Annotated in this window: 26 protein-coding genes; 18 read left to right on the top strand and 8 right to left on the bottom strand. The window is 44.3% G+C overall.

What is annotated here, in order from left to right; translation table 11 throughout:
- The first annotated feature begins 33 nt into the window (after window positions 1-33).
- From MF542_RS03515 to MF542_RS03445, 15 genes are all read left to right on the top strand, one after another.
- A complete protein-coding gene (locus tag MF542_RS03515; protein ID WP_247016023.1) occupies window positions 34-570 on the top strand; it encodes a GNAT family N-acetyltransferase in 537 nt (178 codons plus the stop codon).
- Between the two features lie 158 nt (window positions 571-728).
- A complete protein-coding gene (locus MF542_RS03510; protein WP_247016021.1) occupies window positions 729-869 on the top strand; it encodes a hypothetical protein in 141 nt (46 codons plus the stop codon).
- 89 nt (window positions 870-958) lie between these two features.
- Complete coding sequence (locus MF542_RS03505) at window positions 959-2,509, top strand: 2-isopropylmalate synthase (protein WP_247016019.1); 1,551 nt, start codon at window positions 959-961, stop codon at window positions 2,507-2,509.
- A 117-nt stretch (window positions 2,510-2,626) separates the two neighbouring features.
- Complete coding sequence (locus MF542_RS03500) at window positions 2,627-3,382, top strand: CPBP family intramembrane glutamic endopeptidase (protein WP_247016017.1); 756 nt, start codon at window positions 2,627-2,629, stop codon at window positions 3,380-3,382.
- 96 nt (window positions 3,383-3,478) lie between these two features.
- The gene (locus tag MF542_RS03495) at window positions 3,479-4,219 is read left to right on the top strand and encodes a CPBP family intramembrane glutamic endopeptidase (protein ID WP_247016015.1); all 741 of its coding nucleotides are present in this window, start codon (window positions 3,479-3,481) and stop codon (window positions 4,217-4,219) included.
- 172 nt (window positions 4,220-4,391) lie between these two features.
- Window positions 4,392-5,426 (top strand): rod shape-determining protein, encoded by a 1,035-nt coding sequence (locus MF542_RS03490; protein WP_247016013.1) that lies wholly within the window; start codon window positions 4,392-4,394, stop codon window positions 5,424-5,426.
- A gap of 22 nt (window positions 5,427-5,448) precedes the next feature.
- Complete coding sequence (gene mreC / locus MF542_RS03485; RefSeq protein ID WP_247016011.1) at window positions 5,449-6,342, top strand: rod shape-determining protein MreC; 894 nt, start codon at window positions 5,449-5,451, stop codon at window positions 6,340-6,342.
- Window positions 6,335-6,844: a rod shape-determining protein MreD gene (gene mreD, locus MF542_RS03480; RefSeq protein ID WP_247016009.1), complete on the top strand. Its 510-nt coding sequence runs from the start codon at window positions 6,335-6,337 to the stop codon at window positions 6,842-6,844. The genes mreC and mreD overlap by 8 nt, the downstream gene beginning before the upstream one ends.
- Window positions 6,845-6,847: 3 nt before the next feature.
- Window positions 6,848-8,692, top strand: coding sequence for a penicillin-binding protein 2 (gene mrdA, locus MF542_RS03475; protein ID WP_247016007.1), 1,845 nt, complete (start codon window positions 6,848-6,850; stop codon window positions 8,690-8,692).
- The gene (rodA, locus tag MF542_RS03470; protein WP_247016005.1) at window positions 8,692-9,846 is read left to right on the top strand and encodes a rod shape-determining protein RodA; all 1,155 of its coding nucleotides are present in this window, start codon (window positions 8,692-8,694) and stop codon (window positions 9,844-9,846) included. The genes mrdA and rodA overlap by 1 nt, the downstream gene beginning before the upstream one ends.
- Window positions 9,847-9,926: 80 nt before the next feature.
- Window positions 9,927-11,240, top strand: coding sequence for an amidohydrolase (locus MF542_RS03465; RefSeq protein ID WP_247016003.1), 1,314 nt, complete (start codon window positions 9,927-9,929; stop codon window positions 11,238-11,240).
- Window positions 11,241-11,349: 109 nt separating this feature from the next.
- Window positions 11,350-12,075: a helix-turn-helix transcriptional regulator gene (locus MF542_RS03460; protein ID WP_247016001.1), complete on the top strand. Its 726-nt coding sequence runs from the start codon at window positions 11,350-11,352 to the stop codon at window positions 12,073-12,075.
- Between the two features lie 38 nt (window positions 12,076-12,113).
- Entirely contained in the window at window positions 12,114-12,968 is an 855-nt protein-coding gene (locus MF542_RS03455) for an acyl-homoserine-lactone synthase (protein ID WP_247015999.1), read from the top strand.
- An 86-nt stretch (window positions 12,969-13,054) separates the two neighbouring features.
- The gene (locus MF542_RS03450) at window positions 13,055-13,528 is read left to right on the top strand and encodes a transcriptional repressor (RefSeq protein WP_247015997.1); all 474 of its coding nucleotides are present in this window, start codon (window positions 13,055-13,057) and stop codon (window positions 13,526-13,528) included.
- Between the two features lie 66 nt (window positions 13,529-13,594).
- Window positions 13,595-15,883, top strand: coding sequence for a tetratricopeptide repeat protein (locus MF542_RS03445; protein WP_247015995.1), 2,289 nt, complete (start codon window positions 13,595-13,597; stop codon window positions 15,881-15,883).
- Between the two features lie 4 nt (window positions 15,884-15,887).
- Here MF542_RS03445 and msrA read toward each other — a convergent pair whose 3' ends face one another.
- Window positions 15,888-16,358, bottom strand: a complete 471-nt coding sequence (gene msrA, locus MF542_RS03440) for a peptide-methionine (S)-S-oxide reductase MsrA (protein WP_247015993.1) — start codon at window positions 16,356-16,358, stop codon at window positions 15,888-15,890.
- Between the two features lie 99 nt (window positions 16,359-16,457).
- Between msrA and MF542_RS03435 the strand changes: the two genes are divergently transcribed.
- Complete coding sequence (locus tag MF542_RS03435) at window positions 16,458-16,841, top strand: hypothetical protein (protein WP_247015991.1); 384 nt, start codon at window positions 16,458-16,460, stop codon at window positions 16,839-16,841.
- 75 nt (window positions 16,842-16,916) lie between these two features.
- On the opposite strand, the gene MF542_RS03430 is transcribed toward MF542_RS03435, so the two are convergent.
- From MF542_RS03430 to MF542_RS03415, 4 genes are read right to left on the bottom strand one after another with little or no spacing between them, the layout of a single operon-like run.
- Window positions 16,917-17,285, bottom strand: coding sequence for an acyl-CoA thioesterase (locus MF542_RS03430; protein ID WP_247015989.1), 369 nt, complete (start codon window positions 17,283-17,285; stop codon window positions 16,917-16,919).
- A 12-nt stretch (window positions 17,286-17,297) separates the two neighbouring features.
- A complete protein-coding gene (locus MF542_RS03425; protein WP_247015987.1) occupies window positions 17,298-18,434 on the bottom strand; it encodes a mechanosensitive ion channel family protein in 1,137 nt (378 codons plus the stop codon).
- A 16-nt stretch (window positions 18,435-18,450) separates the two neighbouring features.
- Window positions 18,451-18,696 (bottom strand): hypothetical protein, encoded by a 246-nt coding sequence (locus MF542_RS03420; protein ID WP_247015985.1) that lies wholly within the window; start codon window positions 18,694-18,696, stop codon window positions 18,451-18,453.
- Between the two features lie 24 nt (window positions 18,697-18,720).
- On the bottom strand, window positions 18,721-19,518 hold the full coding sequence (locus MF542_RS03415) for a DUF1499 domain-containing protein (protein WP_247015983.1): 798 nt from the start codon (window positions 19,516-19,518) through the stop codon (window positions 18,721-18,723).
- A gap of 209 nt (window positions 19,519-19,727) precedes the next feature.
- Between MF542_RS03415 and MF542_RS03410 the strand changes: the two genes are divergently transcribed.
- Window positions 19,728-20,156 (top strand): CBS domain-containing protein, encoded by a 429-nt coding sequence (locus MF542_RS03410; RefSeq protein ID WP_247015981.1) that lies wholly within the window; start codon window positions 19,728-19,730, stop codon window positions 20,154-20,156.
- On the opposite strand, the gene MF542_RS03405 is transcribed toward MF542_RS03410, so the two are convergent.
- From MF542_RS03405 to MF542_RS03395, 3 genes are read right to left on the bottom strand one after another with little or no spacing between them, the layout of a single operon-like run.
- Window positions 20,153-21,313: a glycosyltransferase family 4 protein gene (locus MF542_RS03405; RefSeq protein WP_247015979.1), complete on the bottom strand. Its 1,161-nt coding sequence runs from the start codon at window positions 21,311-21,313 to the stop codon at window positions 20,153-20,155. The genes MF542_RS03410 and MF542_RS03405 overlap by 4 nt on opposite strands.
- Before the next feature lie 11 nt (window positions 21,314-21,324).
- On the bottom strand, window positions 21,325-21,534 hold the full coding sequence (locus MF542_RS03400) for a helix-turn-helix domain-containing protein (protein ID WP_247015977.1): 210 nt from the start codon (window positions 21,532-21,534) through the stop codon (window positions 21,325-21,327).
- Window positions 21,535-21,543: 9 nt separating this feature from the next.
- On the bottom strand, window positions 21,544-22,077 hold the full coding sequence (locus MF542_RS03395) for a hypothetical protein (RefSeq protein ID WP_247015975.1): 534 nt from the start codon (window positions 22,075-22,077) through the stop codon (window positions 21,544-21,546).
- 85 nt (window positions 22,078-22,162) lie between these two features.
- On the opposite strand from MF542_RS03395, the gene MF542_RS03390 reads away from it, so the two are divergent.
- Window positions 22,163-22,894, top strand: a complete 732-nt coding sequence (locus MF542_RS03390) for a hypothetical protein (protein ID WP_247015973.1) — start codon at window positions 22,163-22,165, stop codon at window positions 22,892-22,894.
- Window positions 22,895-23,177 lie beyond the last annotated feature (283 nt).

The following is a 23,177-nucleotide window of genomic DNA, read 5'->3' as shown; positions in this document are numbered from 1 at the left end:
ACGTAATACAGATAGAATAACAGCGAGGAAATTATGGATATTTTTCCAATTGAAACAGAACGGCTTATTATTCGGCGGTTCAGAAAAGATGATGCGGAAGCCTTTCACAGTTGGCGGGATGATGAAGAGGTTGCGCGTTATACCCTATGGGATTACCCGTATTCGCTAGAGAGGTCTCAGGCCTTTTGTGAAAAAATGTCAGCTATTGAACCTTTTCCTGAAGGAGAATGGTTCCAGCTTGTGATTGAAGAAAAGTCCAGTGGTAAAGCGGTGGGGGACATTGGTCTTGGTATCAAGATAGACGGTAATCCTGATATCGGTATCGGCTATAGCTTAAATCGTTCAGCACACGGTAACCGTTATGTTGGTGAAGCGCTGAAGGATGTAATCCCAGCGGTTGCCAAGGCGGTTGGTGTGAAACAGGCCAAAGCAGAAACCGATGCCCGTAACATTGCGTCCGAAAAAGTGCTCTTGAAACTTGGTTTCGAACAATCTGAGCTGCATGAAAAAGCGTCGTTCGTGAAAGGTGAATGGTGCGATGAGTATTATTATGTCCTGAATATTGAGTGATGAATGGCAAATATACTTTGTTTGACGTTTTTTTAAGAAATTTACGCAATAATATTACTTAATAAACTGTATTGCTAAAATATTATAATGTGATAAGTGTTTGTTTCGAACTTATTATTGCGTAAATGGCAGTGTGAAACCACAATATGAATGAAGCAATGAGACATAAGAAAAAAGCGCGGGCGATTGCTATCTCTCGTGCGCAGCAGAAAATGAAAGCGGAAGCTTTTGCATTTGCTATGTCTGGGCTTCTTCTCAGCCTTCTCCTTCTTGGTGCTGGTCGACTTATCGGCCCTTAAACACTTGAATAAAGCCTTAGTGCTTTGTGTTTAAGGGTATCGCCAAACTCGCAACAACTTAGATTAACAGCAATATCAGGATTAAGGCCATGTCACACAGTGAAGCAAACCGTGTGAGAATATTTGACACCACCTTGCGTGATGGAGAGCAATCTCCGGGCGCATCCATGACGCTAGAAGAAAAATTACGTATCGCAGAAACCCTTGAAGCCATGAAAGTGGATGTAATTGAGGCTGGCTTTGCAATTGCCTCAAACGGGGATTTTGAATGTGTACGGCAAATTGCGGAACGCATTAAAGATTCCACAGTGTGTTCGCTTGCTCGCGCTGCCCTCGGCGATATTGACCGAGCTGCTGAAGCTTTGAAACCTGCTAATTCAGGTCGTATTCACACCTTTATCGCAACAAGCCCACTTCATATGAAAGTAAAGCTGAATATGGAGCCTGAGGCGGTTATTGAGGCGGTGCACAAATCGGTGAGCCATGCACGTGGTTTTGTGGATGATGTGGAGTGGAGTGCGGAAGACGCAACCCGCACAGAGCTTGAATTTCTTTACCGCGCGGTGGAAACTGCGATTAAAGCTGGTGCCACAACAATTAACCTGCCGGATACGGTTGGGTACGCAACACCGGCGGAATATGAACATATGTTCCGTTCGGTTATTGAGAATGTACCGAACTCTGATAAGGCTATCTTTTCCACCCACTGTCATAATGACCTTGGTTTGGCTGTTGCCAATTCGCTTGCAGGTGTTGCGGGTGGCGCGCGCCAGATAGAATGTACGATCAACGGCATTGGTGAACGTGCTGGTAACGCGGCGATGGAAGAAGTGGTGATGGCACTTAAAACTCGCGGCGATGCATTACCTTATTATACTAATATTGAATCCACCGAGATTATGCGTGCTAGCAAGCTTGTTTCCACGGTAACGGGTTTTACGGTTCAGAATAATAAAGCGATCGTTGGTGCAAACGCATTCGCTCATGAAAGTGGTATCCACCAGGACGGCGTTTTAAAGAACGCTGAAACCTATGAAATTATGACCCCAGAGAGTGTAGGTGTTACAAAATCCTCACTTGTGATGGGTAAGCATTCAGGGCGTCATGCGTTTGCCGATAAACTTGCGGAACTTGGGTATGAGCTGGGCGATAATGCATTTCAGGAATGTTTCCGACGCTTTAAAGAATTAGGCGACCGTAAGAAGAATATCTATGATGAAGATATCGTTGCTCTTGTAGATGATGAAGTAGCTACATGGGCTAACCGTATGCAGGTGATCTCGGTCAATACGCACTCGTCGACCAACGGTACAGCTATCTCTGACATCACAATGACTATTGATGGCGACAAGCATAAAACAGTTACCTACGGCGCAGGACCTGTAGACGCCGTGTTTAATGCCATTAAAGAAACCATTGAAATGCAACCACACTTACAGCTTTTCCAGGTGCATGCTGTAACGCAAGGTACAGACGCTCAGGCAGAATGCACAGTAAGGCTTGAGCATGATGGCCGCACTGTAAACGGGCAGGGTGCCCATGAAGATACCGTTACTGCCGCCGCTAGGGCTTATGTGTCTGCGGTTAATAAGCTAATGGTGAAGAGGCAGAAAACCGCGCCTGAACCCATGTCTGCTTAAGGCCAGAAAGATAAACGACCGAACGGCCTCCATTGCGGGGCCGTTTTTGTACAGGGTTGCATTAATGCATTACATGGCTAAAGTTTGGTGCATTAGTGCAATTAATGTTGATTTTTTATGTCTGATTTAAATGAAGTTCTTGAAGAAGAAAAACAAGCACCTGAACCATATGAACTAACCGGATCTCGTGCAACGACTGCCTTTTTCGTTTGGTTTGTATCTCAGTTAATTTTTGGCTTTATCCTTGGTGTTTACAGTGGTTTTTACGGGGAGGATAGCCCAATAACCACAGACGATATTGGTGTTCTTTCAGTTTATGGTACGGCGGTGTGCCTGTGTTTTTGGGTATTTAAAGACGTTTCAAAGGGCGGTGTTGACTACCAAAGAGTAATTGGTTTTCAAAAGGGTGACTTTACAATTGCGAACGCGCTTTTTTGGGTTTTTATTGCTTTTGTCGCAATAAGAGTTGCAAGTGGTTTATATGCGTCCCTGCAGCCAGAAGCAGTTGAACTTATTCAAAACGGTGCTGGAGAAAAGATGCTCACCGCTTCAAAGGACGGCGGCATTGGTATCATGGCAATATTAACCTATTTAATGGTGATTATTGTTGCGCCGATTATCGAAGAAATTGTGTTTCGAGGGTATATCCAGAATTCACTTGAGAAGAAATATAATCCCCAGATTGCGGTACTGATAACTTCTGTGCTTTTTGCCATCATCCATTTTAATCTCGCTGTTTTCCCTCTTTATTTCATTTTGGGTGTGGGGTTTGGGGTGTTGTTCGTTAGAACCAGATCTCTATGGACTGTGATTTTACTTCATATACTGAACAATTCATTGGCGGTGGTTTATCAGCTGTTCTTCGTTGCCTGATAGCGCATTCATTCAGAAAACGGCGTTTGCTATTGCAGGACCTTGCAGCCTGATTTCCCTCTCTTATATCGAAAGATAGGGAAGGGGAGAGGGTATATGAATACAAATCAAGGTCAGGTAGATAAGGGTAGCATGATTGTCATCGCCATATTGCTGGTGATCGCATATCCGGTATTGCAGATTATTGTGGCTCTTCTTGTAGCCGTTGTGGCGGCCATTTTACAAATAGAAATGACAGAGCTAGGCTTGATCGCCAGCACGATATTTTTAACGATCTTGACGCTTTCGGTATTTGTGGGGATGGAAAGAGCGAATGCTTATGGAAGCGTTGGGTTTAAGCCTATTCAAATCAGCGGCAAGAAAACCTCTATACTCGTGGGTACTGTTCTCTTTGCCTTGTTAGCCTTTGGATATGCGTATGATACCTTTGTTGAGACTGATGGGCAGCCTGAAACTGAAGCTTTGATCATTATGGCGGGAGATTCTTTAGGCTCGTTGTCTTCTATACTTCTTCTCATGTGTATCGTGGTCTTTGCACCGGTTATTGAGGAAATTATTTTTAGAGGATATCTGCAAACAGCGCTTGAACAGAAGATCGGATCTATTATGGCGTTGATTGTAAGTTCATTTGTATTTGCTGCGGCACATTTTGATCTAGACACTATGCCAATATTATTCGTCGCGGGCCTGACATTCGGGTACATATTCCAGAGAACAAAGTCTATCTATCCTGCCATGCTTTTGCATGCCACTAACAATGGTATTTCATCCGGTATCTTGATTTTTGCTCCTGAGCTGTATCACGAACGTTATACGGCCTTCATAAATTGGCTTTAATTTAAAATAATTTGTGTGATTTAAGCCCGAAAAGGCTAAAAAAATGCAGAAAAATCAAAAACTCGCCCTAATCATGTGTAATGGCTCTTGTCTGGAAGAGATAAGTGCCGCATAACCGCACTAGGGAGTCGTCTTCCACAGTAATTGGAACCGCAAAAATAAGAGGCGCTAAATGCTATCAAAGCTGCTCGGTATGTTTTCATCTGACATGGCTATCGATCTGGGGACAGCCAACACACTTGTTTATGTGAAAGGTAGAGGGATTGTTCTGAATGAACCATCTGTTGTTGCTATCAAAAATGAACAAGGTAGAGACCGGGTTTTAGCGGTAGGTGACGAAGCGAAGCTTATGCTTGGCCGTACACCAAGTGGCATTCAGGCTATCCGACCTCTTCGTGATGGTGTGATTGCGGATTTCCACGTTGCTGAGCAGATGATCAAACATTTTATTCAGAAGGTACATAACCGTTCGTGGGCAAGCCCGCAGGTGGTTGTTTGTGTTCCTTCAGGCTCTACAGCAGTTGAACGTAAAGCTATTCAGGAATCAGCTGAGCAAGCTGGCGCTCGTAAAGTATATTTGATTGATGAACCGATGGCTGCTGCGATTGGTGCTGGCCTGCCTGTTACAGAACCGCAAGGTTCGATGGTAGTTGATATTGGTGGTGGTACAACAGAGGTAGCTGTTCTTTCTCTCTGTGGTATCGTTTATGCAACATCCGTTCGTGTTGGTGGTGATAAAATGGATGAAGCGCTGATTGCTTATATTCGCCGTAATCACAACCTTCTTATTGGTGAAGCAACAGCTGAACGTATCAAAAAAGAAATCGGTACGGCTCTTATTCCAGAAGATGGAGTTGGTGAAACGCTCACTATCAAAGGGCGTGATCTCATGAATGGTGTGCCGAAAGAAATTGAAATTAATCAGCTTCAAGTCGCGGAAGCTCTTTCCGAGCCAGTAAGCGCTATTGTGGAAGGTGTGAAGGTAGCTCTAGAGCATACAGCGCCTGAACTCGCAGCGGATATTGTTGACCGTGGCGTGGTACTAACTGGCGGCGGCGGCATGCTCAATGATCTTGATACAGTAATTCGCCGTGCAACGGGCTTGCCTGTTACAATTGCAGAAGAACCACTCACATGTGTTGCACTTGGTACTGGCCGTGCGCTTGAAGATGAAACGCTGCGTTTGGTACTTACTGAAAGTTACTAAACCATTAGGCTAAAACGGCGTAGTGAGGGGAAGAGCGCTGGCGACGAGACTGCAATCAGCGAATTTTTCTGGTGGTGGGGCGAGACGTTCAAACCGCGGCAGAGATGCGCTGTGGCTTTATCTGGTTATCGCAATCATATTCCTTGGGATGGAAGTATTTAATACTGCTGTCCCGGCGCAGGTACGTGCGTATGCAGGTGATGTTGTTTCTCCTATCCTTACGCTACTTGAAAAGCCTGTTCGTGCTGTACAGTCCGGGCTCGAAAGAATTGTTGGTGTTTCCGACATTTATCTAGAAAATGAAACACTTAAAGATGAAAACGCTCGCCTGAAACAGTGGCGGGAAGCTGCAATGCAGTTAAGTCGTGAAAACGAACAATTACGCACAATTCTTAAAGTACCAAAACGAGAAGTAACACCGGCAGCAACAGCGCGTGTGATTGGTGTTGGCGGCGGTGCGTTTGAGCGTAGTATCCTTATCGGGGCAGGTAGCCGTGACAACGTACGCTATAATTTGCCTGTAGTGGATAGTGAAGGTCTTGTGGGCCGTGTGCTTCATGTAGGTTTTCTAAGTAGCAGAGTTTTATTAGTTACTGACCTGAACAGCAGAGTACCTGTAAGATTGGAACGTTCAGGTGAGCTCGCGATCGCAGAAGGACAGAATGAAGTTTTCATGCGACTTCGCTTTTTTCCAGAAGAAGCTGATATTCGTGTAGGTGACAGATTTTTAACATCTGGGCATGGGGGTGTTTTTCCTCCGGATATTCCTGTCGCTCGGGTTTCAAATATTGATGCAGATATTATCACACTGGAACCGCTTGGTTTGCTTGATAAGCTTAACTATGTACGTGTGATGGATTATCAGGCTGTACCTGAGGATGTAGAGCTTTTGGAGGCGGAGCAGGGCAATGAATAAAATACGCTCTCCGATGGTTGCTAGCGGCCCTGCGGGATTACTTCCTGTAGTTTCGGCATTTTTCCTTGCTATTTTAATGCTTGTACCTATTGGAACAGGCGCTGCTAATGTGGTTGTCCCCAATCTGGTTCTGATAGCTGTATTCTATTGGCTTTCATCACGTCCACTTCTCATGCCGTACGGTGCATGTGCCATTTTAGGGTTTTGGCTCGATTTATGGCTTTCGGTACCACTTGGTCTGAATATGTTGATTTTACTGTTTACGCGCCTTTTTGTGCTCAATCAGTTGAAACACTATAAAGGCCGGAACAAATTGGTGCATTGGATTGTTTTTGGACTAATGTCCTTTGGCTTATACGCAGTTTCCTGGGTGATAGTGTCAGCTGTTGAAAGGTCCCTCATTCCTGTGCAACCACTTTTAGTGCAGTGGTTGGTAACAGCTTTTTCATATGCGCCGGTTGCCTTTTTTCTGGGACGGATAAGACGTTTGGTCTTACGATAAGCTATGGCACGTGAAGGATTAAGATATCATGCATTCAGTCGCCGGGCCTTTATTCTGGCCGGGGCACAAGGCCTTGCTGTAACCGCACTCGGTGGACGGCTTTATTATCTTTCTATTGTAAATGGTGAGAAATATAAACTTCGCGCAGATAAAAACCGTATCTCCGTCAGGCTTTTAGCTCCTGTTCGTGGGGAGATATTTGATCGTAAGATGCGGAAGATTGCGACCAATCGTCGTGATTTCAGTGTATATCTTATTCCTGAACAAGCAAAAGAAGTCGCTAACACGCTAACCAAACTTAACAGAATTGTAAAAATCAGTGACCGCAGACTGAAGCGTATTGAACGTCAAATCAAACGACAACGTAAGTTCTTGCCTATTACTGTTGCGAAGGGGTTGGATTGGAAAACATTCAGTCGGGTAAATGTAGATATGCCCAACCTTCCGGGGGTTGAAACTAACGTTGGTCTCTCGCGGTTTTATCCGAACGGGCAATCAGTTGCGCATATTGTTGGATATCTGGCTAGTCCGGGTGAGAATGATGTTGGACGAAATCCTCTCTATCAGTTACCGGGCGCCAAGGTTGGCAGGCAAGGTATAGAAAAACGGTTTGAAGAAGAATTGCGCGGCGAAGCAGGAACACGCCGGGTAGAAGTTAATGCCATTGGCAGGGAAATTCGCGAACTACCTCCAAGGCAGGAAGCTCTTAAAGGCCAGGACCTTCATCTTACACTTGATATGGATTTGCAGGAATTCACCCTTGATCAGTTGGGAGAGGAATCCGCTGGGGTCGTTGTGATGGATGTAAAAAACGGCGACGTACTCTCGCTTGCATCGGCACCTACTTTTGATCCTAACGAGTTTACATCAGGCATTAGTAGTGCCAATTGGCAAGGTTTGTTGAATGACCCCAGGAAGCCGCTGCTTAACAAATGTATGACAGGCCAATATCCACCGGGTTCTACGGTAAAGATGGTTATTGCACTTGCTGCACTGGAACAGGGTATTATTACCCCGGAAACCAAGTTCTTCTGTAATGGGAAGCACCGATTAGGGAATAATTTATTCCACTGTTGGCAACGAAATGGTCATGGTCATGTAAATCTCTTGGACGCGATTTCCAAAAGCTGTGATGTCTATTTTTATGAAATAGCTGAGAAGCTTGATATTGATATTATTGCTGAGATGGCAAAGCGATTTGGTTTGGGGCAAACCTATGCACTTGGCGTAGACGGGGAAAAAGAAGGTCTTGTTCCTGACCGCCAATGGAAGCGGGTTATTCAGAACCAGCCCTGGCATTTGGGTGAAACACTGAATGTGTCCATTGGGCAGGGGGCAATGTTGGCAACGCCTCTTCAGCTTGCTGTAATGACATCTCGTATTGCTTCAGGCAATGAAGTAACACCACGTCTAATTCGCTATACTGATGAACTTGATTTTGACCCAAACTTCAGCCCTATGGAAGTGAACCCTCTTATGATGCGTTTAATGCGGCGCGGCATGGAGATGGTGATGGAGCCAAAAGGCACAGCGCATGATTACAGGCGTTCCAAGTCTGCCATAAAGCAGGCTGGTAAAACTGGTACCGCTCAGGTGAGGCGTATTAGCCGGGCAGAGCGAGAGAGCGGTGTATTAAAAAATGACGAAAAACCTTGGGCAGCACGTGATCATGCACTGTTTGTAGGATATGCCCCGGCAGAAAATCCTGAAGTAGCGGTTTCCGTACTCGTACAGCATGGTGGTGGTGGTGCTAGTAAAGCCGCTCCGATTGGCCGAGCCGTATTAGATAAAGCATTAGAGCTTAAAGATAAGCCAGCATTACCACCTGTTGAACAGGGAGAGGCATAATGGGTAGTGCGCGTATGTTTGGCCCCAGGCGGGCCGAAAAGAATGCGTTTCAGCGGCTTCTAAGTCTGAATTGGGGAATGATCCTCGTTACCTTGCTTATCGGCTCTGTCGGTGTAGCTATGCTCTATAGTGTTGCTGGAGGCGCCTGGGATCCATGGGCTTCCCGGCATTCTATGCGCTTGGGCGTTGCCTTTATCATCATGCTTATTGTTGGTGTAATGGATATCCGTTATTGGATGGCACTTTCCTATCCCGCGTGGGGGGTAGGGGTTTTGTTGCTGGTTGCTGTGGAATTGGTAGGGGATTTTGGTAAGAATTCCCAACGCTGGCTCGACATTGGGTTCATGAGGTTACAGCCTTCGGAACTTATGAAGATCGCCTTGATTATGGCTTTAGCTAGATTTTATCACGCTCGGCCATTTCATCAGAGTAGGAAGATAACAACCCTGTTTACGCCGCTTATTCTGATAGCCATACCAGTGCTGCTCGTTGTGCGGCAACCTGATTTTGGTACAGGTATTACCCTTGTTGCCGGCGGTGTTGCTATCATATTTTTAGCCGGCCTTCCGACATGGTTTTTTATAGCAGCCGGCGTCTCTGTAGTTGCAGCATCACCTATCGTTTGGTCATTGATGAAAGAATACCAAAAGGGCAGAGTACTTACATTCTTAAATCCAGAATCTGATCCAACTGGCGCAGGATACCAAATTACACAGTCAAAAATTGCGCTTGGGTCAGGCGGAATGACAGGCAAAGGCTTCCTTGAAGGGACGCAGAGTCATTTGAATTTTCTTCCTGAAATGAAAACCGATTTTATCTTTACGGTATTGGTTGAAGAATTTGGACTGCTCGGTGCTGTGGCAGTTCTCTTGTTATACACAATTGTTCTTACTTATGGCTTGCTGGTAGGTATTGGCTGTAGGAACCAGTTTGGGCGATTATTGGCGGCTGGGCTTTCGATGACCCTTTTCTACTATGTGTTTATTAATATTGGCATGGTTATGGGAATGATGCCTGTGGTAGGCGTGCCTTTACCTCTTATTTCTTACGGCGGTTCTGCGATCCTGACATGGGCAATCGCGTTTGGGCTTATTCTTTCTGTTGCTTCTCATAGGCATGTTTCTCTTGCCCCCAGAGGTAGTGGTATTATCTAATTTGTTGCACACGTTTTTTTCAGTTTGCAATTCCTGTTCAATTTGTAATGCTCAAAATTACAAGAATAAGGGGTAGGAAAATGAAACAGATTAAAGCGGCAATTATGGGTGTACTTCTCGGTACATCCGCACTTTCGGCAGATGATATATCAGGTGCTGTTCAAAAAGATTACAGTTATCTAGATAGCCTCTACAAACATTTGCACAGCAACCCAGAACTTTCCTTCAAGGAATTTAATACGGCAGAACGTATTGCCAAGGAACTTCGCGAGGTTGGCTTTGACGTAACTGAAAAAGTTGGGCGTGTTGGGGTGGTTGGTGTTCTAAGAAATGGTGATGGCCCGACTGTACTTGTACGAACTGATCTAGACGCTTTACCTGTGACTGAACAAACTGGGTTTTCATTCGCAAGTAAGGCGATGGGGGTGAATGAAGCAGGTGATACTGTTGGCGTAATGCATGCCTGTGGTCATGATATTCATATGACATCATTTATTGGAACGGCCCGGCAGATGGCCCGTATGAAAGACCAGTGGAAAGGTACGTTGGTGTTTATCGGGCAACCAGCAGAGGAAACGGTTGGTGGTGCCCAGGCAATGCTTGAGGATGGCCTTTTCGAAAAGTTTCCAAAGCCTGATTATAATATCGCCCTGCACGTGAGTTCTGCAATGGCATCAGGAACAGTTGGTATGACACAGGGATATGCTTTGGCCAATGTTAATAGCGTAGATATCGCTATCAAGGGTATTGGTGGACACGGTGCTTATCCACATACAACAAAAGACCCAATCGTTTTAGGGGCTCAGATTGTAACTGCGCTTCAGACTTTGGTTTCAAGGGAAACATCCCCACTTGATTCAGGGGTGGTAACTGTCGGTTCGTTTCATTCCGGTACCAAGCACAATATTATCTCAGACGGTGCGCATTTACAGTTAACGGTTCGATCCTATACCGATGAGGTGCGTGAAAACCTGCTGACAGGTATTAAACGAATTGCAGAAGCTCAAGCAATGTCAATTGGGTTGCCGAAAGAGCTCTGGCCTGAGGTAACATACAGTCAAGGAACACCCGCGACATATAATGAACCTGATTTTACCGGCAAAATACATGCGGCAATGACCGAAAAGTTTGGCGAGGATCGCGTTATTTGGTCATCTCCGGTTATGGGAGCTGAAGATTTTGCTTATTATGGACGTACTGAAGATCAAATTCCCAGCCTGATGTTCTGGGTTGGGGCTGCTGACCCTGCAGATGTTAAGGCTGCTCAGGAAGGTAAAAAAAAGCTACCAAGTCTACATTCACCTTTCTTTAAACCTGATTATCAGGCTACTATTACACAAGGAGTAGAGGCAATGACTCTCGCTGTAATGGATATTATGTCTGATGGCGAATAATAGTTTGCTTCTATAAAGCGCTTCATTCTGGGTGAAAGTGAAGCACTGTCGCTTGAAGTGTCTTATTCTGTGCACTTCAAGCTAAATATAGAGTTTGGGGTGCTAGTTTATGCAGGATACGTCGATTGATATTCAGATGGTGGATATTATTCGCTTGATTCAGAATGCAAAAAATACTGAGGAAATTAACGGTATTTTTGAAGGTTTGCTTCATGAATATGGATATGAACAATCGACGTATATTGAGGTAGTAACACCCGCTGATTTTGGTGCCTTAACAGTGGCTCCAACAACTGCTTCTGATAAGGCTTGGCTTTCTAAACATGCCGAACAAGAAGTACTTCATTATGGTGAAGAGACAGTAGAGCATTTTCATACCCGGTATCCGTTTACATGGAACACGCTTTTGGAGAATATTGAGATATCTCCTCTTGCTAGAAGGTTTTATGATAAACTACATCATTTCTTTGATGGAAAAGATGGGTTTGTAGCACCAATTCATGGGCCTGAAGGTTCCATTACGGTTCTGGTGGTGTATGGCAAAAAGCCAGATGTATCTGCAGAGACGATCAGAGCTCTCGGTACTGTCGCGTTTTTCCATCAGGCTTCGTTGGAGCGTATTCATAACGTAGAAAGAAAGGGAGGAAATAGTAACCTGCTTGAATGTATTAAATGCATTGCTCTGGGGAAGACTGATATAGAGATTTCGCATCTGTTGGGTATTAGTGAAGATGAAGTTAGTTTTCAGATCAATAGAGCAATCAATGGTTTAGGTGTTTCTACACGGGCGCAAGCTATAGAAGAAGCCGCCAGACGAAACTTGATCACCTTATAGATCTTCGCATGTTTCAAGTTTATTATATTGGTATTTAGATGATTAAAATTATCCCTTTTGAAAAACAGCATGAATATAAAGAATTATTCGATCATATGTATTGTATGCGCCATAAACTCTATGTGGAAGGTCGGAAAATCCGGCACTGGGGAAGTGCTGATGGAAGAGAAAAAGATGCCTATGATGCTGAAGGAACTATTTATATTGTAGCGCTTGGGCCTGATGGTGAATTAGAAGCAGGATTAAGGTTGGTACCAACAGAAAGGCCTCATCTCCTTAAAAATGAATATGAAGCGTTTTGCAGTGTAGAAGAAGCACCAACTCAGGCAGATGCTTGGGAGATGTCTCGGGTATTTGTATCTAGCAATTCACGCTACAACAAAGATGGTATTCCCCTTAAAGGCTTACTCTTTTGCGCTATGGTTTCATATGCTCGAAGTAACGGAATTAACTATATCACAGGCATTAATGATAGCTTTTTTCTGCCACGTGTACTTGAATGCGGCATCAAGGTTGTTCCGCTTGGGTTGCCTAAGCGTACAGAATGGGGTGAGTTAATTGCTTATAAAATGTTCCTTGATGATACGAGCCTTCATAAATCCTTGAATTATTACCATGTGCCGAAAGATGCCATGGAGTTGGTGGATGCTAATCGTTTGCACGATGAAGGTGAACCATACCTAGTTGATGAAACTGATATTGTTTTTTCCCAGCTCATAGGTAGGAGAACGCCCCATATTAAACGTATGGCGGAAATTATGCCTCGTCTTGGTTCTTCAAATCCAGATGAAGTTGCAATTGCAGAATTGGAATTGGATAAACTAATTAGTGATGTACGTGCACATATCGTTGCAAATTCACAATTCTCAGGCGGAAGTTCACACCTGAATTAGATGAATTTCAAAAGTTGATGAACAGAATGCTGGAAACCTGCCAAATACTTAGTTAATATTAAAGGGAACTAGCTAAGGAAAATAGTGTGTCTCATAAACACGATCATGATCTTTGCATTGATAATGCAGTTGCAAAAGCAGAACAAATTTGTGCGGAACGTGGTTCACGCTTTACCGATCTTCGTCGCCGTATTCTGATTATGATATGGAAGGGACATAAAGCAGTAAAGGCATATGATCTTTTAGATCAACTGGCGAATGAAGGTGGTTCCGCTAAGCCACCGACTGTGTATCGTGCTCTGGATTTTTTGATGGAAGAAGGACTGGTACATAAGATCGAATCTCTCAATGCTTATATTGGGTGTCCTCATGCAGGCGATTATCATGTTAGCCAGTTTTTAATTTGTGACGAATGTGAAAATGTTGAAGAGGTGACCAGCACTGAACTGTCACAAGCTGTTGTTTATGCATCAAAAAAAGCCGAATTCCAAATTCAACGCCAAACGTTGGAACTTCATGGCACCTGTAGATCCTGCGCAGGTAAAAATAAAGCAGCCTAATATTTTAGGCTAAAATACAATAAAGACTCGTGTTTTAGCCTTTTCGTCGTTAAACGGCATAGCCTTATGGCAGAATTAGCAGATATTATAAAATCAGCACAGGAATTTATCATGCTGGCGGAGCAGCAGCTTCGTGATGATGAGCTTCTTGAAGCTGAAAACACAGCAAGGGCGGTAATTGCTATTGCTCCGCGATATGCTCCGGCTTGGCGTGCCCTTGGTGACGTTTTATCTGCCGTTCCTGGTAAGCGAGCAGAAGCGGCGCAGGCTTATAGCCGTGCTCTTGAATATGATCCATCTGATCAAAACTCGATCATCGCTCGTGATGCCTTGAGTGATAGAGAAACTTCCGCACCGACAAATGCTGATAAAGGTCCAGGTATTCCACAGCTTGCTGCTTTGGGGGATAAAGATAAATACATAGCGGCTGCTCGCTCTTCGGAAGCTGCAGAGCGCTGGAAAGAAGCGAAGGAATATTGGGAATATGTTCTCAAGATAGATCCTTCTGACACATGGGTTTGGAGCCAATATGGCCATTTGTTGAGTGTTCATTTGCATGATTACCAAGCCTCCGAGACGGCGTTTAGAAGGGCGATAGAAGAAGATCCAACGGATGACTGGGCTTGGGGAAAGTTGGGCATCATGCTCGCTGACTTTCTTGGGAAGGTCCCGGAAGGACAGGAGTACCTAAGAGAAGCCATCAGGCTTGACCCAACAGAACCATATTATCACGGCTGGCTTGGTTGGTCGCTTTACCGCCAGAGCGAAAATTTCGTGGAGGCCGAAAAAGCGCTTAAAGAAGCAACAAGATTATTACCGGGATATCAATGGGCATTTTTCCATTTGGGTTATGTTCAATATGCCATTGGTGGGAAGGTTAAAGAGGCCAAAGCGTCTTTTGAAAGGGCGCTAAAGCTCGATGATACTGATACCGCATCCATGTTTTATCTGGCGGCTCTTTATGATGAACAACTTGATGCAAAATCCAAGGCGATACAGCTTCTTGAGCGTTTGGTAGAAATTGAACGGGATCATTCTCCGGCTCGCTATAAGCTTGCTTTGCACTTTGAGGAAAGTGAAAAAACTTTTGATAAGGCTGCAGGGCATTACAAAGCGATTATTGAGAATGACCCAAAGGATATTACGGCTCGGCGTTATTTAGGCGCGCTTTATCATGAGAAGATAGGGAACTATCAAGAAGCAGCTAAAAATTATAAGCATGCATTGCAATTTGCCCCAGATGATAGTGATTTAAATTACCGGTTGGGTGTGCTGCTTGGTAGTGACCTGAAACGGTGGGATGAAGCGGTAGAATATCTGAAAAATGCAACGGAAATTTCGCCTGATATTGAACTGGGTTGGGCCAAGCTTGGTGAAGCATATACTTCGCTGGGAAAATTAGGTGCTGCTCGTAAGTCTTTTGAAAAGGCCCTTGAACTGGAACCAGAATTTTACTGGGCACATAAAGAACTGGGTTATCTTCTGTCAGATCATATGAGTGAGTATGACTTGGCGTTTAAGCATTTTGAAACAGCTATAGAAATTGAGCCTGAAGATATTTGGTGCCGTATTGCGATTGGCAATATTCACCATCATCAGTTCAAACAATATGCTGAAGCGGAAACTATATATAAAGCTGTGCTTGAAATCGAACCTGAAGAGATTGCAGCGGTAGCTGAACTCTCGGTCTTATATCTTTCTATGTACAGGTATAATGAAGCGTTTGAATATGCATCACGATTACGGATTGCGTATCCAGACGTAGGGTTCGCACATTCTCTTTATGCTTGTTGTCTTCGTTATATTGGTGGGGCACCTGATGAGGTGAAGCAGCTATTTCGAAGTGGGCTGGATTTAAGCCAGACACACTGGAACTGGCATGAATATGGTGAATTTCTGCTTTATGATGAAGGCAATATGGAAGATGCAGAAGAAGCTATCCTTTCCTCATTAAAGCATGATCATGATTGTTCTACTGTATATTCTGACTTAGCGCTTATTCGTTATGTACAGGGCCGTGAAGCTGAAGCCAGGCAGTTGTGCGAGAAAACGTTGGAGCTAGAGCCAGATAGCGCAGAAGCCTGGCGTTTATATGGGCGGTTTTTGTGGTTAACCGGCGAAGATGTAACGACTGCGGAACAATCACTCGAAAAGGCTACCATGTTGGCGCCAGACAGCTTTGAAGGTTGGATGATGTTGGCGGAGTTCTTAAAGGTACAGGTTGATAGAGATGCAGAAGCAACGGAAGCAGAGGTGAAAGCCTTGGAGCTTGCGCCTGTTGGATTGGATTATAAAAAATGGGCTCGCCAACAAGCGAACCCATATATCCTGAAGTACCGTAAAACCGGGAATTAACAGTTTAAATATGGCAGCTGCTCATGCCGCGCTTCATCAAATATTTCTGATGATATTCTTCCGCGGCCCAAAAAGTAGCCGCTGGTTCGATAGCTGTTACGATATCTTTTTTGAAACGGCCCGATGCGATAAGAGCTGCTTTAGCTTCTTCAGCCGCTGCTTTTTGAGCGTCATCTGCGTAAAAAATAACAGAACGGTACTGTGAACCAACATCGGGTCCCTGCATATTTAGCTGCGTTGGGTTATGGTTGTTGAAGAAAACGTCTACGAGCGTATCAAAACTAACTTTATCAGCGTCGTACGTTACTTCCACTACTTCGGCATGGCCTGTGGTATCTGTACATACTTCTTTATATGTTGGACGCTCCTTAGAGCCGCCCATATAGCCTACAAGGGTTTCTTCAACGCCGTCCAGCGTACGAAAAACTTCTTCGACGCCCCAGAAACATCCGGCTCCAAAAGTTGCTTTTGCCATTATTTTGACCCTTTTTTAAATTCTAACTTTAGGCCAATATATGGAAGTGATATGTGGAATTGTCGAGAGGCAATCGGTCAAATAATTGGGAGCAAGGGCGTGAAGCGGATTTTAAAAGCATCGGTATTCGTTATTTCACTAGCAACATCTGCAAGTGTGATGGCGCAATCCGCCAAAGATAGCAAAATCCCTCAGGAACTTCTTGAGCTTGACCGTAAACGTTGTGAAACCGGGTGCCTTGAACAAGTTGGGGAACAGGTTTGTAAGATGCTCTGCGAATGTACCATCAGTGAATTTCAAAAACGGTTAGATTTTGATAAGTATCTTGAGCTTTCAGCACAGTTGTCGCGTGAAGAGATTTCTCCCGAGAACCGTTTGCTTTTAGATGTTATTGCCAAGAGATGTACGGCTGTCGTTGAGAAATCTGGTATCCAGATAGAGCAAAGCCCGCCAAAAGAGGCTGATCAACCTAAGCAGAACTAAATGTAGTTGTTTAAGTTTTGTATCAAAAAAGGGCCTTTAGAGGCCCTTTAAAGTTGTTAGTCTATAAAATAGAAATTAGCTGATTTTACGCGGGCGACCTTCGTCATCAACTGCAACGAATACGTAAACACCTTCAGTTACCTTGTGGATGTCGCGCTGCGGACCACGTTCCGCGAATACCTCTATATTTGTAGTGATTGACGAGCGGCCAATTTTTGTAATCTCAGCGTACACACTGATCACATCACCTACTTCAATGGGGCAGTGGAATGTCATGCCCTCAATCGCAACAGTTGCTACATTACCTCCGGCACGGCTTGAAGCTACGTCAGCACCCGCAAGGTCCATTTGTGAGAGAACCCAACCACCAAAAATGTTGCCATTCACATTCAGGTCTGATGGTTGCGGGATGGCGCGGATTGTTACACGTCTGTCTGTAGTCAAAGCTTTGCTTCCTTATTTAGAGCCATGTAGAGGCGCGACTTCTAGGTCATCGCCCATAGCTTCTAAATAAAGGGTTCTGCTTGGGAACGCAAAGTCCGTTCCTGCACTAGCTACTATGCGTTTTATTTCTAGCAGTAAGCCTTCTTTAATCGCGAGCCATTCCAGCCAGTCTGTTGTGTTTGTAAAGCAGTAAAGGAGGATGTCTATAGAACTATCAGAGAAGCGATCAATACGTACAAAGGTTGCTGTATCTTCAGGACGCGCGAATGCGGTATTTTTATCCAGATATTCTTCGATCCCTGTGCGTACTGCTTCAAGTTGTTCGGCTGTAGCGCTATACTGAAGGCCAATCAGCCATTTAATGCGGCGGAAGGTCATACGGGAAAAGTTGGTAACAGCGGAATCTGCAAGCGAGGCGTTTGGTACATAAACAGGCGCCTTATCAAAGCGTCTTACGGTAGTTGTACGGAAGCCAATATGTTCAACAGTGCCTTCCACAACACCTGATACCAAAATCCAGTCCCCAGGATGAAAGCGTTTTTCGCCAATGATAAATAAGCCTGCAATCAGGTTCTTAAAGAGGTCTTGCGCACCAAGTGCTACAGCAACGCCAAATAGGCCGAGGCCAGCGATCAGCGGGCCAACCTGAATGCCCCAAATTTCCAGAATGGTAGCACCGCCGAGTAAAGCAAAAGCAAGCTTAATAGCTTTTGATAGCCATTCTATCATTGAGCGGGTCAAGAAACGTTCTGCGGTTTGCAAAAGCTCGCTGACAGGGTCTGATGCTCTGTAAAGCGCCCAAAAAATAACAAACGCGATTAAAGATCTATTCACGTTAGAGGCAAATTCAGAAGATTCTTGATCCAAGTTTAAGGAACTTGTCGCGAAGAAAATGCCAAGCAAAACGGGTATGAAACGAATAGGTTGCTCAAGAGCATCTACAACGGTGTCATCCAGATCCGTTTTAGTTTTGCTGGCTAAGCTTTTAATGCGGTTGATGAAAAAGCGTGTGAGCAGATTTCTTAAGATAAGAAATAGGGCGAGAATAGAAACTGCAACTACAATATGGCCAATATCAACGCCGTATAGGCCATTTTCCCAAACTTCTTTTACCAGAGATAGGAATTCATCGAAGCTTCCTGTATCCACGCTTTTACCTCAATTATTAATCGTCACTGTTTTCCTTAGCCTGTGATGATGTGTAGACCTCATCATCATGCCCATGTTTGTTAGAGAAAAACAAAAGAGCCATCAAGCCAGCACCGACACCATAAGTGAATAAAATTCCAATGCCCATAGCAATATGACCGTGAATGGACATTTCAAACTCTGTGAAATAGATAATGCCAAAGTGTGTAATGACGCTTACCACAATACAGGCAGCGACAATTTTCAGGATAGTTTGGAGCATAGTCTCACAGCTTTCATTTGCGCCCTATGAGATTTCTTTATTGAGTGCTTCCTTGAACTCTTCAATAAGGGCAGCGTTAATACCAAAGTCACTTAGCCCTAATGCAGAAGTGGCCCTGATATCAAGTTTACTACCTGCGGCATCTTCGCGCACGCGGATAACGACATTACTTTTCAGCCTGAACCATGGAGATGTGTAAACGGCTTCTAAATGGCCAGTTTGTGTATTTAAAGCGGCTATATTCCATCCACATTTTTTGACCGCCAGTTGTGCTTTATCAAACAAACCTGATTTATCCAGCGGACTGATAACTGGCTGAATATAGGGGTAAGCTGAGGTGTGTAGCTGAGCATAATTTGCTGAAAGCCTGCTACCGACAAAGTCTTCTGGCGAATTACTTTCATAGGTTCTTTCTGCAAGTGTGGTGAAAAATGGGGGATCGCTTATATCTGTAGTTATATCATGCAGAATGGGGGACTTTCGGATTGATTGATCAACCTGCCACATAGTTGCCGCCACGGTGACTGCCAGAAGCGCCGCTGAAATGCCGCGCCAACTCGTTCGAACTCTTGAACTGAACCTGCCGTGCAGGATGCCAAAGAAAGTGAGGAAGCTTCCTGCAATAAGAAGCTTTTGATCCAAATCTAATAATTTGATTCTCAAATCAAAAAAGTCATTTGGTGACATGCTGTCGTTTTGCCAGACCCCGAGAATTGGCCCTGCGCTTACAAACACCAGAATGGTCATTATCATCAAGATGAGACCAAGTGTAGAAAATATAGACGGTTTTTGTCCGGCTTTCTTGAAAAAAATCCGAGACATAACTTCCCCTTACGTAAAATCAATACGTTGGTCCCGAATTTTGCCCCAAAACTTCATAGCGCAGACTAAGGGTGATGAAAAGAGGCTTTCTGATCGCGGCCAATGTTTCATTTTCTAGTCTGGTTTTGCGTATTTCGCTAAAAAAGTGCATAATGGTTTAGCGCATCAGCGCAACACTATCCTCCGCTATCAACAAAAAGGGGATTTATATGAATGTTAGCCGAATTTTGGAGACTAAAGGATCAAGCGTAATTTCGCTTGGCGTAGACAGTACTGTTTTAGATGTTGCAAAACTTTTAGGGGAGCGCCGAATTGGTGCGATACCTATTTTATCATCAGGGAAACTGGCAGGAATTATTTCGGAACGTGATATTATGCGGGGCCTCGCTATAAGAGGTGGTTCCGTGCTTGCTGATCCCGTTGAAAGTTTAATGACCAAATCCGTGTTTACCTGTACAGGCGATGATTCTGTTGGCCATCTCATGGAAATGATGACAGAGCGCCGTATTCGCCATATCCCTGTGCTGGACGGTGAAAAGGTCGTCGGGATTATTTCCATCGGGGATGTAGTGAAAGTTCAGATGGAAGAAACCAAGCAGGAAGCAGACGCCCTTAAAGAATATATCAGTACCGCTTAGGTCTTAATTAAACGTTCGCTAATTTCAGCGATGCGGGCTGCATTTTCCTGCCAAATATAGCCTCTTTCAGGGATGGTTGTTTTGGCGTTGTTACCAATACGGTCCCGTAGCTCTTTATCTGTCACAAGTCTTAGGATTAGTGCTTCGATTTGTTCGAAATTGCCAGGTGTAAAGAAAAGTGCATTTTCCTGATCAGTCAGTATCTCTTTAATATTTGGCTGATCAGGGGCGATAATGGCGAGCCCTGAATACATATATTCGAAAATTTTCAATGGGCTGGCATAATCTGTTACAGCTGGTTGTAAGGCGATATCCATAGCCGCCAGATGCTCTGGAATATCTTCTCTTTTTACGAAACCAGTAAAATGCACTCGGTGGCTTACACTAAGTGTTGCAGCTAATTCCTTACACGTAGCAACGGAAGGACCTTCACCAACCACAAGTAAGTGAGGGCTTTCTTCTTCACTGAAATTGGAAATAAGTTCGACCACTCTTTCCAGTTTATGCCATTCTCGCAGGAAGCCGGTGAAACCAAGTACTGTTTTGCCTTCAAGCCCATATCGTTTGCGAATGGCGTTTTGATCTATGTTTTCATAATCTTCATAGTTGATGCCATTATGCATTACGGTGATCTGGTTTTCCCTTACACCTTTTTCCCGCAATTTATCGGCAAGCACGTTGGATACTGGAAAGTTCATATCGGCTGCACGCCATGTATCTTCTTCCATTTTCGCAGCTATGCCTTTGAGGTGAAGTCCGTTATATCTAGAGCGTTCTTCCATAAGTGGGGCATTCACTTCAACGAGATAAGGAATACCTGTTTTTCGCTTTAATTTGGAACCTGCGGTGAGGAATAGATTATGCCGTTCATAAAGCACATCGGGGTTATGTTCTTCGTATGCTTGTTTTAGCTTTTTATAGGCATGCCTACCGTATAGTAGTTCCAGAAATTCCTGAGCGAAATGAGGTAAAACCTTTCGTACAAGATCAAGAAACTTATTCTCGTCCCCAAATTCCTTGGGGCGCAAAGAGGGGCCGACAAATATCAGCTCATGTCCAAGTGCTTTAAATGCTTTTGTCAGTTCATGAATATGAACGCTCTGCCCATCTTGAGCAGCGATGCGGTGATGATAAAGTATCTTCAGTTTTTTAGGCACTTAAATAAATCTCATTTGTCATTTTCAAACCGGAGAATGTCGCCCGGTTGGCAGTTTAAATAATCGCAGATTGCTTCAAGTGTAGCAAAGCGCACGCCTTTTACCTTTCCGGATTTAAGAAGGCTTAAATTGGCTTCGGTAATACCCACAGCTGAGGCTAGATCTTTCGATTTAACCTTACGTTCGGCGAGCATAACATCTAGTTTTACAATGATCGGCATGTGTTGTCCCTAGATGATCTGCTGAAGTTCTTCTTTTTGAAGGCGGCCAGCCTTCACTACCTGTGCAGCAATAATCGCGAGAAAAGCAGGTATCAGGATCACAACTTGGCTTGAAGAAATAGTAAGAGCAAAGGTGCGTTCGCCTTCAGGGTTGTTCATCGTCAAGACGAGAATAAGTAAAGTATTCTCCATCAATCGTGCGAGCGTGTAAAAGAACAGCGTTTTCCCCAGTTGCAGACAAAGCTTTTCTGTTAGAGCGCTAAACCACTCATGGTTACCAATTTGAAGAGATAATCGGTAAATAAGAATCATAGACCAACACAAAAGAGCAACAGAAGCTAAGGTAACTGTAAAACCTAGTGCACGTTGTTGAGTATCGAGGCGTTCAAAGCCGCCATATTGGTCAACAAGCTCGTGAGTAGCTATTACTTCGCTCAAAGTGGAGGGATAGAGCCAGTAAAGCACATGTAGAATGGACATCATTGATACTAAAATGATGATCAATATTCTCAGGGCTAATAAGTTTCTGCCAATGTTGTCCATTTTTTGCCTTATTCACTTGCATAATTATTATTGTTTTACGATAAATGCTTATCGATTTGTGGCCATATTAGGGGGTTTCATCATAATGAGCAATGGCTATTCAGGGCTTAGAGCGGGTGTAGGGAGAAGAGCAGTAAAAGCTCTCTGTTACTCTTTATTATATATACATATATGCACACCGGTTCTTCATGCGCAGGATGTCGAAGATGAAAAGCCAGCAACGAAGCCTTCAAAGCATACCGAGCAATCCCATATTCCAGGCACTCCTCTTCAAGTGCCCGTTGTGCCTAAAGCGATAATGAGAAAGCCTGAAGAGATTAAAAATGAAAAGGAATTTTTCAAAGCGCTTGGGAATAACTATATCCTGATGGAAGACGGTTCTGTTTTATCTGCCGCTGATTGGATGCTTGGGGCATTGCGGAAAGATAGGTCTGGACATTTGATGGATGATTATGAGCGGCGTCTCTTTTTGGGGCAGGCAGCTAGGGCAGCGCTAGGGCTTGATGAAACACTAGTTCATAACAGTCTTACCGATAGCGGACCTCTTGTTTCATACGATGCAAGACCAACCATTTCGAAGCCTACTCAGATTCTTGAGGGGATATACCGTTACTTTGTTCCTGGCCGGAATAAGAACTATAGGCCTGAGGTGTCTGGTGGAGCTTTTCATCCGCTGGCTAAGACAGGCGGTACAGGGCCTTACCTTTTCGAGAAACAGTTTAACGAATCTATTATGTGGACCGCGCAAGAGTTCAAGGACCACGGTACTTTTCAGATTATGCTTAGGGATGCGCAGAAGAAGCTTGAAAAGCAGTAGCGGCGATTCACATACATTAGGCACTTAACTGAACAGTTTCAGACTCGTTCTATCCTCAAAATGACATAGATTCTCCGATTCATTCGACTATTCACAAAAGGTAGCTTAAGGAAGCTTCGCCTGAGCGCGTATTTTTGAAATATTCGTAAAGTTTTTAGGCGTTTAAACGCGAAAATCAGGTTTTTTCGAAAAACATGAAATTAGTTGTTTACAGGTTGGTTAGGTAGGCCTATAACCCGCCTCACACCGACGGGGCGCACCGCTCAAGTGTTCGCCGCGACGG

Origin of the sequence: Kordiimonas laminariae (genome assembly GCF_023008165.1) — a bacterium.
In the GTDB taxonomy this organism is placed as follows: Bacteria; Pseudomonadota; Alphaproteobacteria; order Sphingomonadales; family Kordiimonadaceae; genus Kordiimonas; species Kordiimonas laminariae.
This window is presented reverse-complemented; position numbering and strand designations above follow the sequence as displayed.

Excerpts from the sequence above, each read along its gene's own strand:
- MF542_RS03515 (WP_247016023.1), top strand. The coding sequence starts at position 34 with ATGGATATTTTTCCAATTGAAACAGAACGGCTTATTATTCGGCGGTTC.
- MF542_RS03510 (WP_247016021.1), top strand. The coding sequence starts at position 729 with ATGAGACATAAGAAAAAAGCGCGGGCGATTGCTATCTCTCGTGCGCAG.
- MF542_RS03505 (WP_247016019.1), top strand. The coding sequence starts at position 959 with ATGTCACACAGTGAAGCAAACCGTGTGAGAATATTTGACACCACCTTG.
- MF542_RS03500 (WP_247016017.1), top strand. The coding sequence starts at position 2,627 with ATGTCTGATTTAAATGAAGTTCTTGAAGAAGAAAAACAAGCACCTGAA.
- MF542_RS03495 (WP_247016015.1), top strand. The coding sequence starts at position 3,479 with ATGAATACAAATCAAGGTCAGGTAGATAAGGGTAGCATGATTGTCATC.
- MF542_RS03490 (WP_247016013.1), top strand. The coding sequence starts at position 4,392 with ATGCTATCAAAGCTGCTCGGTATGTTTTCATCTGACATGGCTATCGAT.
- mreD (WP_247016009.1), top strand. The coding sequence starts at position 6,335 with ATGAATAAAATACGCTCTCCGATGGTTGCTAGCGGCCCTGCGGGATTA.
- mrdA (WP_247016007.1), top strand. The coding sequence starts at position 6,848 with ATGGCACGTGAAGGATTAAGATATCATGCATTCAGTCGCCGGGCCTTT.
- rodA (WP_247016005.1), top strand. The coding sequence starts at position 8,692 with ATGGGTAGTGCGCGTATGTTTGGCCCCAGGCGGGCCGAAAAGAATGCG.
- MF542_RS03465 (WP_247016003.1), top strand. The coding sequence starts at position 9,927 with ATGAAACAGATTAAAGCGGCAATTATGGGTGTACTTCTCGGTACATCC.
- MF542_RS03460 (WP_247016001.1), top strand. The coding sequence starts at position 11,350 with ATGCAGGATACGTCGATTGATATTCAGATGGTGGATATTATTCGCTTG.
- MF542_RS03455 (WP_247015999.1), top strand. The coding sequence starts at position 12,114 with ATGATTAAAATTATCCCTTTTGAAAAACAGCATGAATATAAAGAATTA.
- MF542_RS03445 (WP_247015995.1), top strand. The coding sequence starts at position 13,595 with ATGGCAGAATTAGCAGATATTATAAAATCAGCACAGGAATTTATCATG.
- msrA (WP_247015993.1), bottom strand. The coding sequence starts at position 16,358 with ATGGCAAAAGCAACTTTTGGAGCCGGATGTTTCTGGGGCGTCGAAGAA.
- MF542_RS03420 (WP_247015985.1), bottom strand. The coding sequence starts at position 18,696 with ATGCTCCAAACTATCCTGAAAATTGTCGCTGCCTGTATTGTGGTAAGC.
- MF542_RS03415 (WP_247015983.1), bottom strand. The coding sequence starts at position 19,518 with ATGTCTCGGATTTTTTTCAAGAAAGCCGGACAAAAACCGTCTATATTT.
- MF542_RS03410 (WP_247015981.1), top strand. The coding sequence starts at position 19,728 with ATGAATGTTAGCCGAATTTTGGAGACTAAAGGATCAAGCGTAATTTCG.
- MF542_RS03400 (WP_247015977.1), bottom strand. The coding sequence starts at position 21,534 with ATGCCGATCATTGTAAAACTAGATGTTATGCTCGCCGAACGTAAGGTT.
- MF542_RS03395 (WP_247015975.1), bottom strand. The coding sequence starts at position 22,077 with ATGGACAACATTGGCAGAAACTTATTAGCCCTGAGAATATTGATCATC.
- MF542_RS03390 (WP_247015973.1), top strand. The coding sequence starts at position 22,163 with ATGAGCAATGGCTATTCAGGGCTTAGAGCGGGTGTAGGGAGAAGAGCA.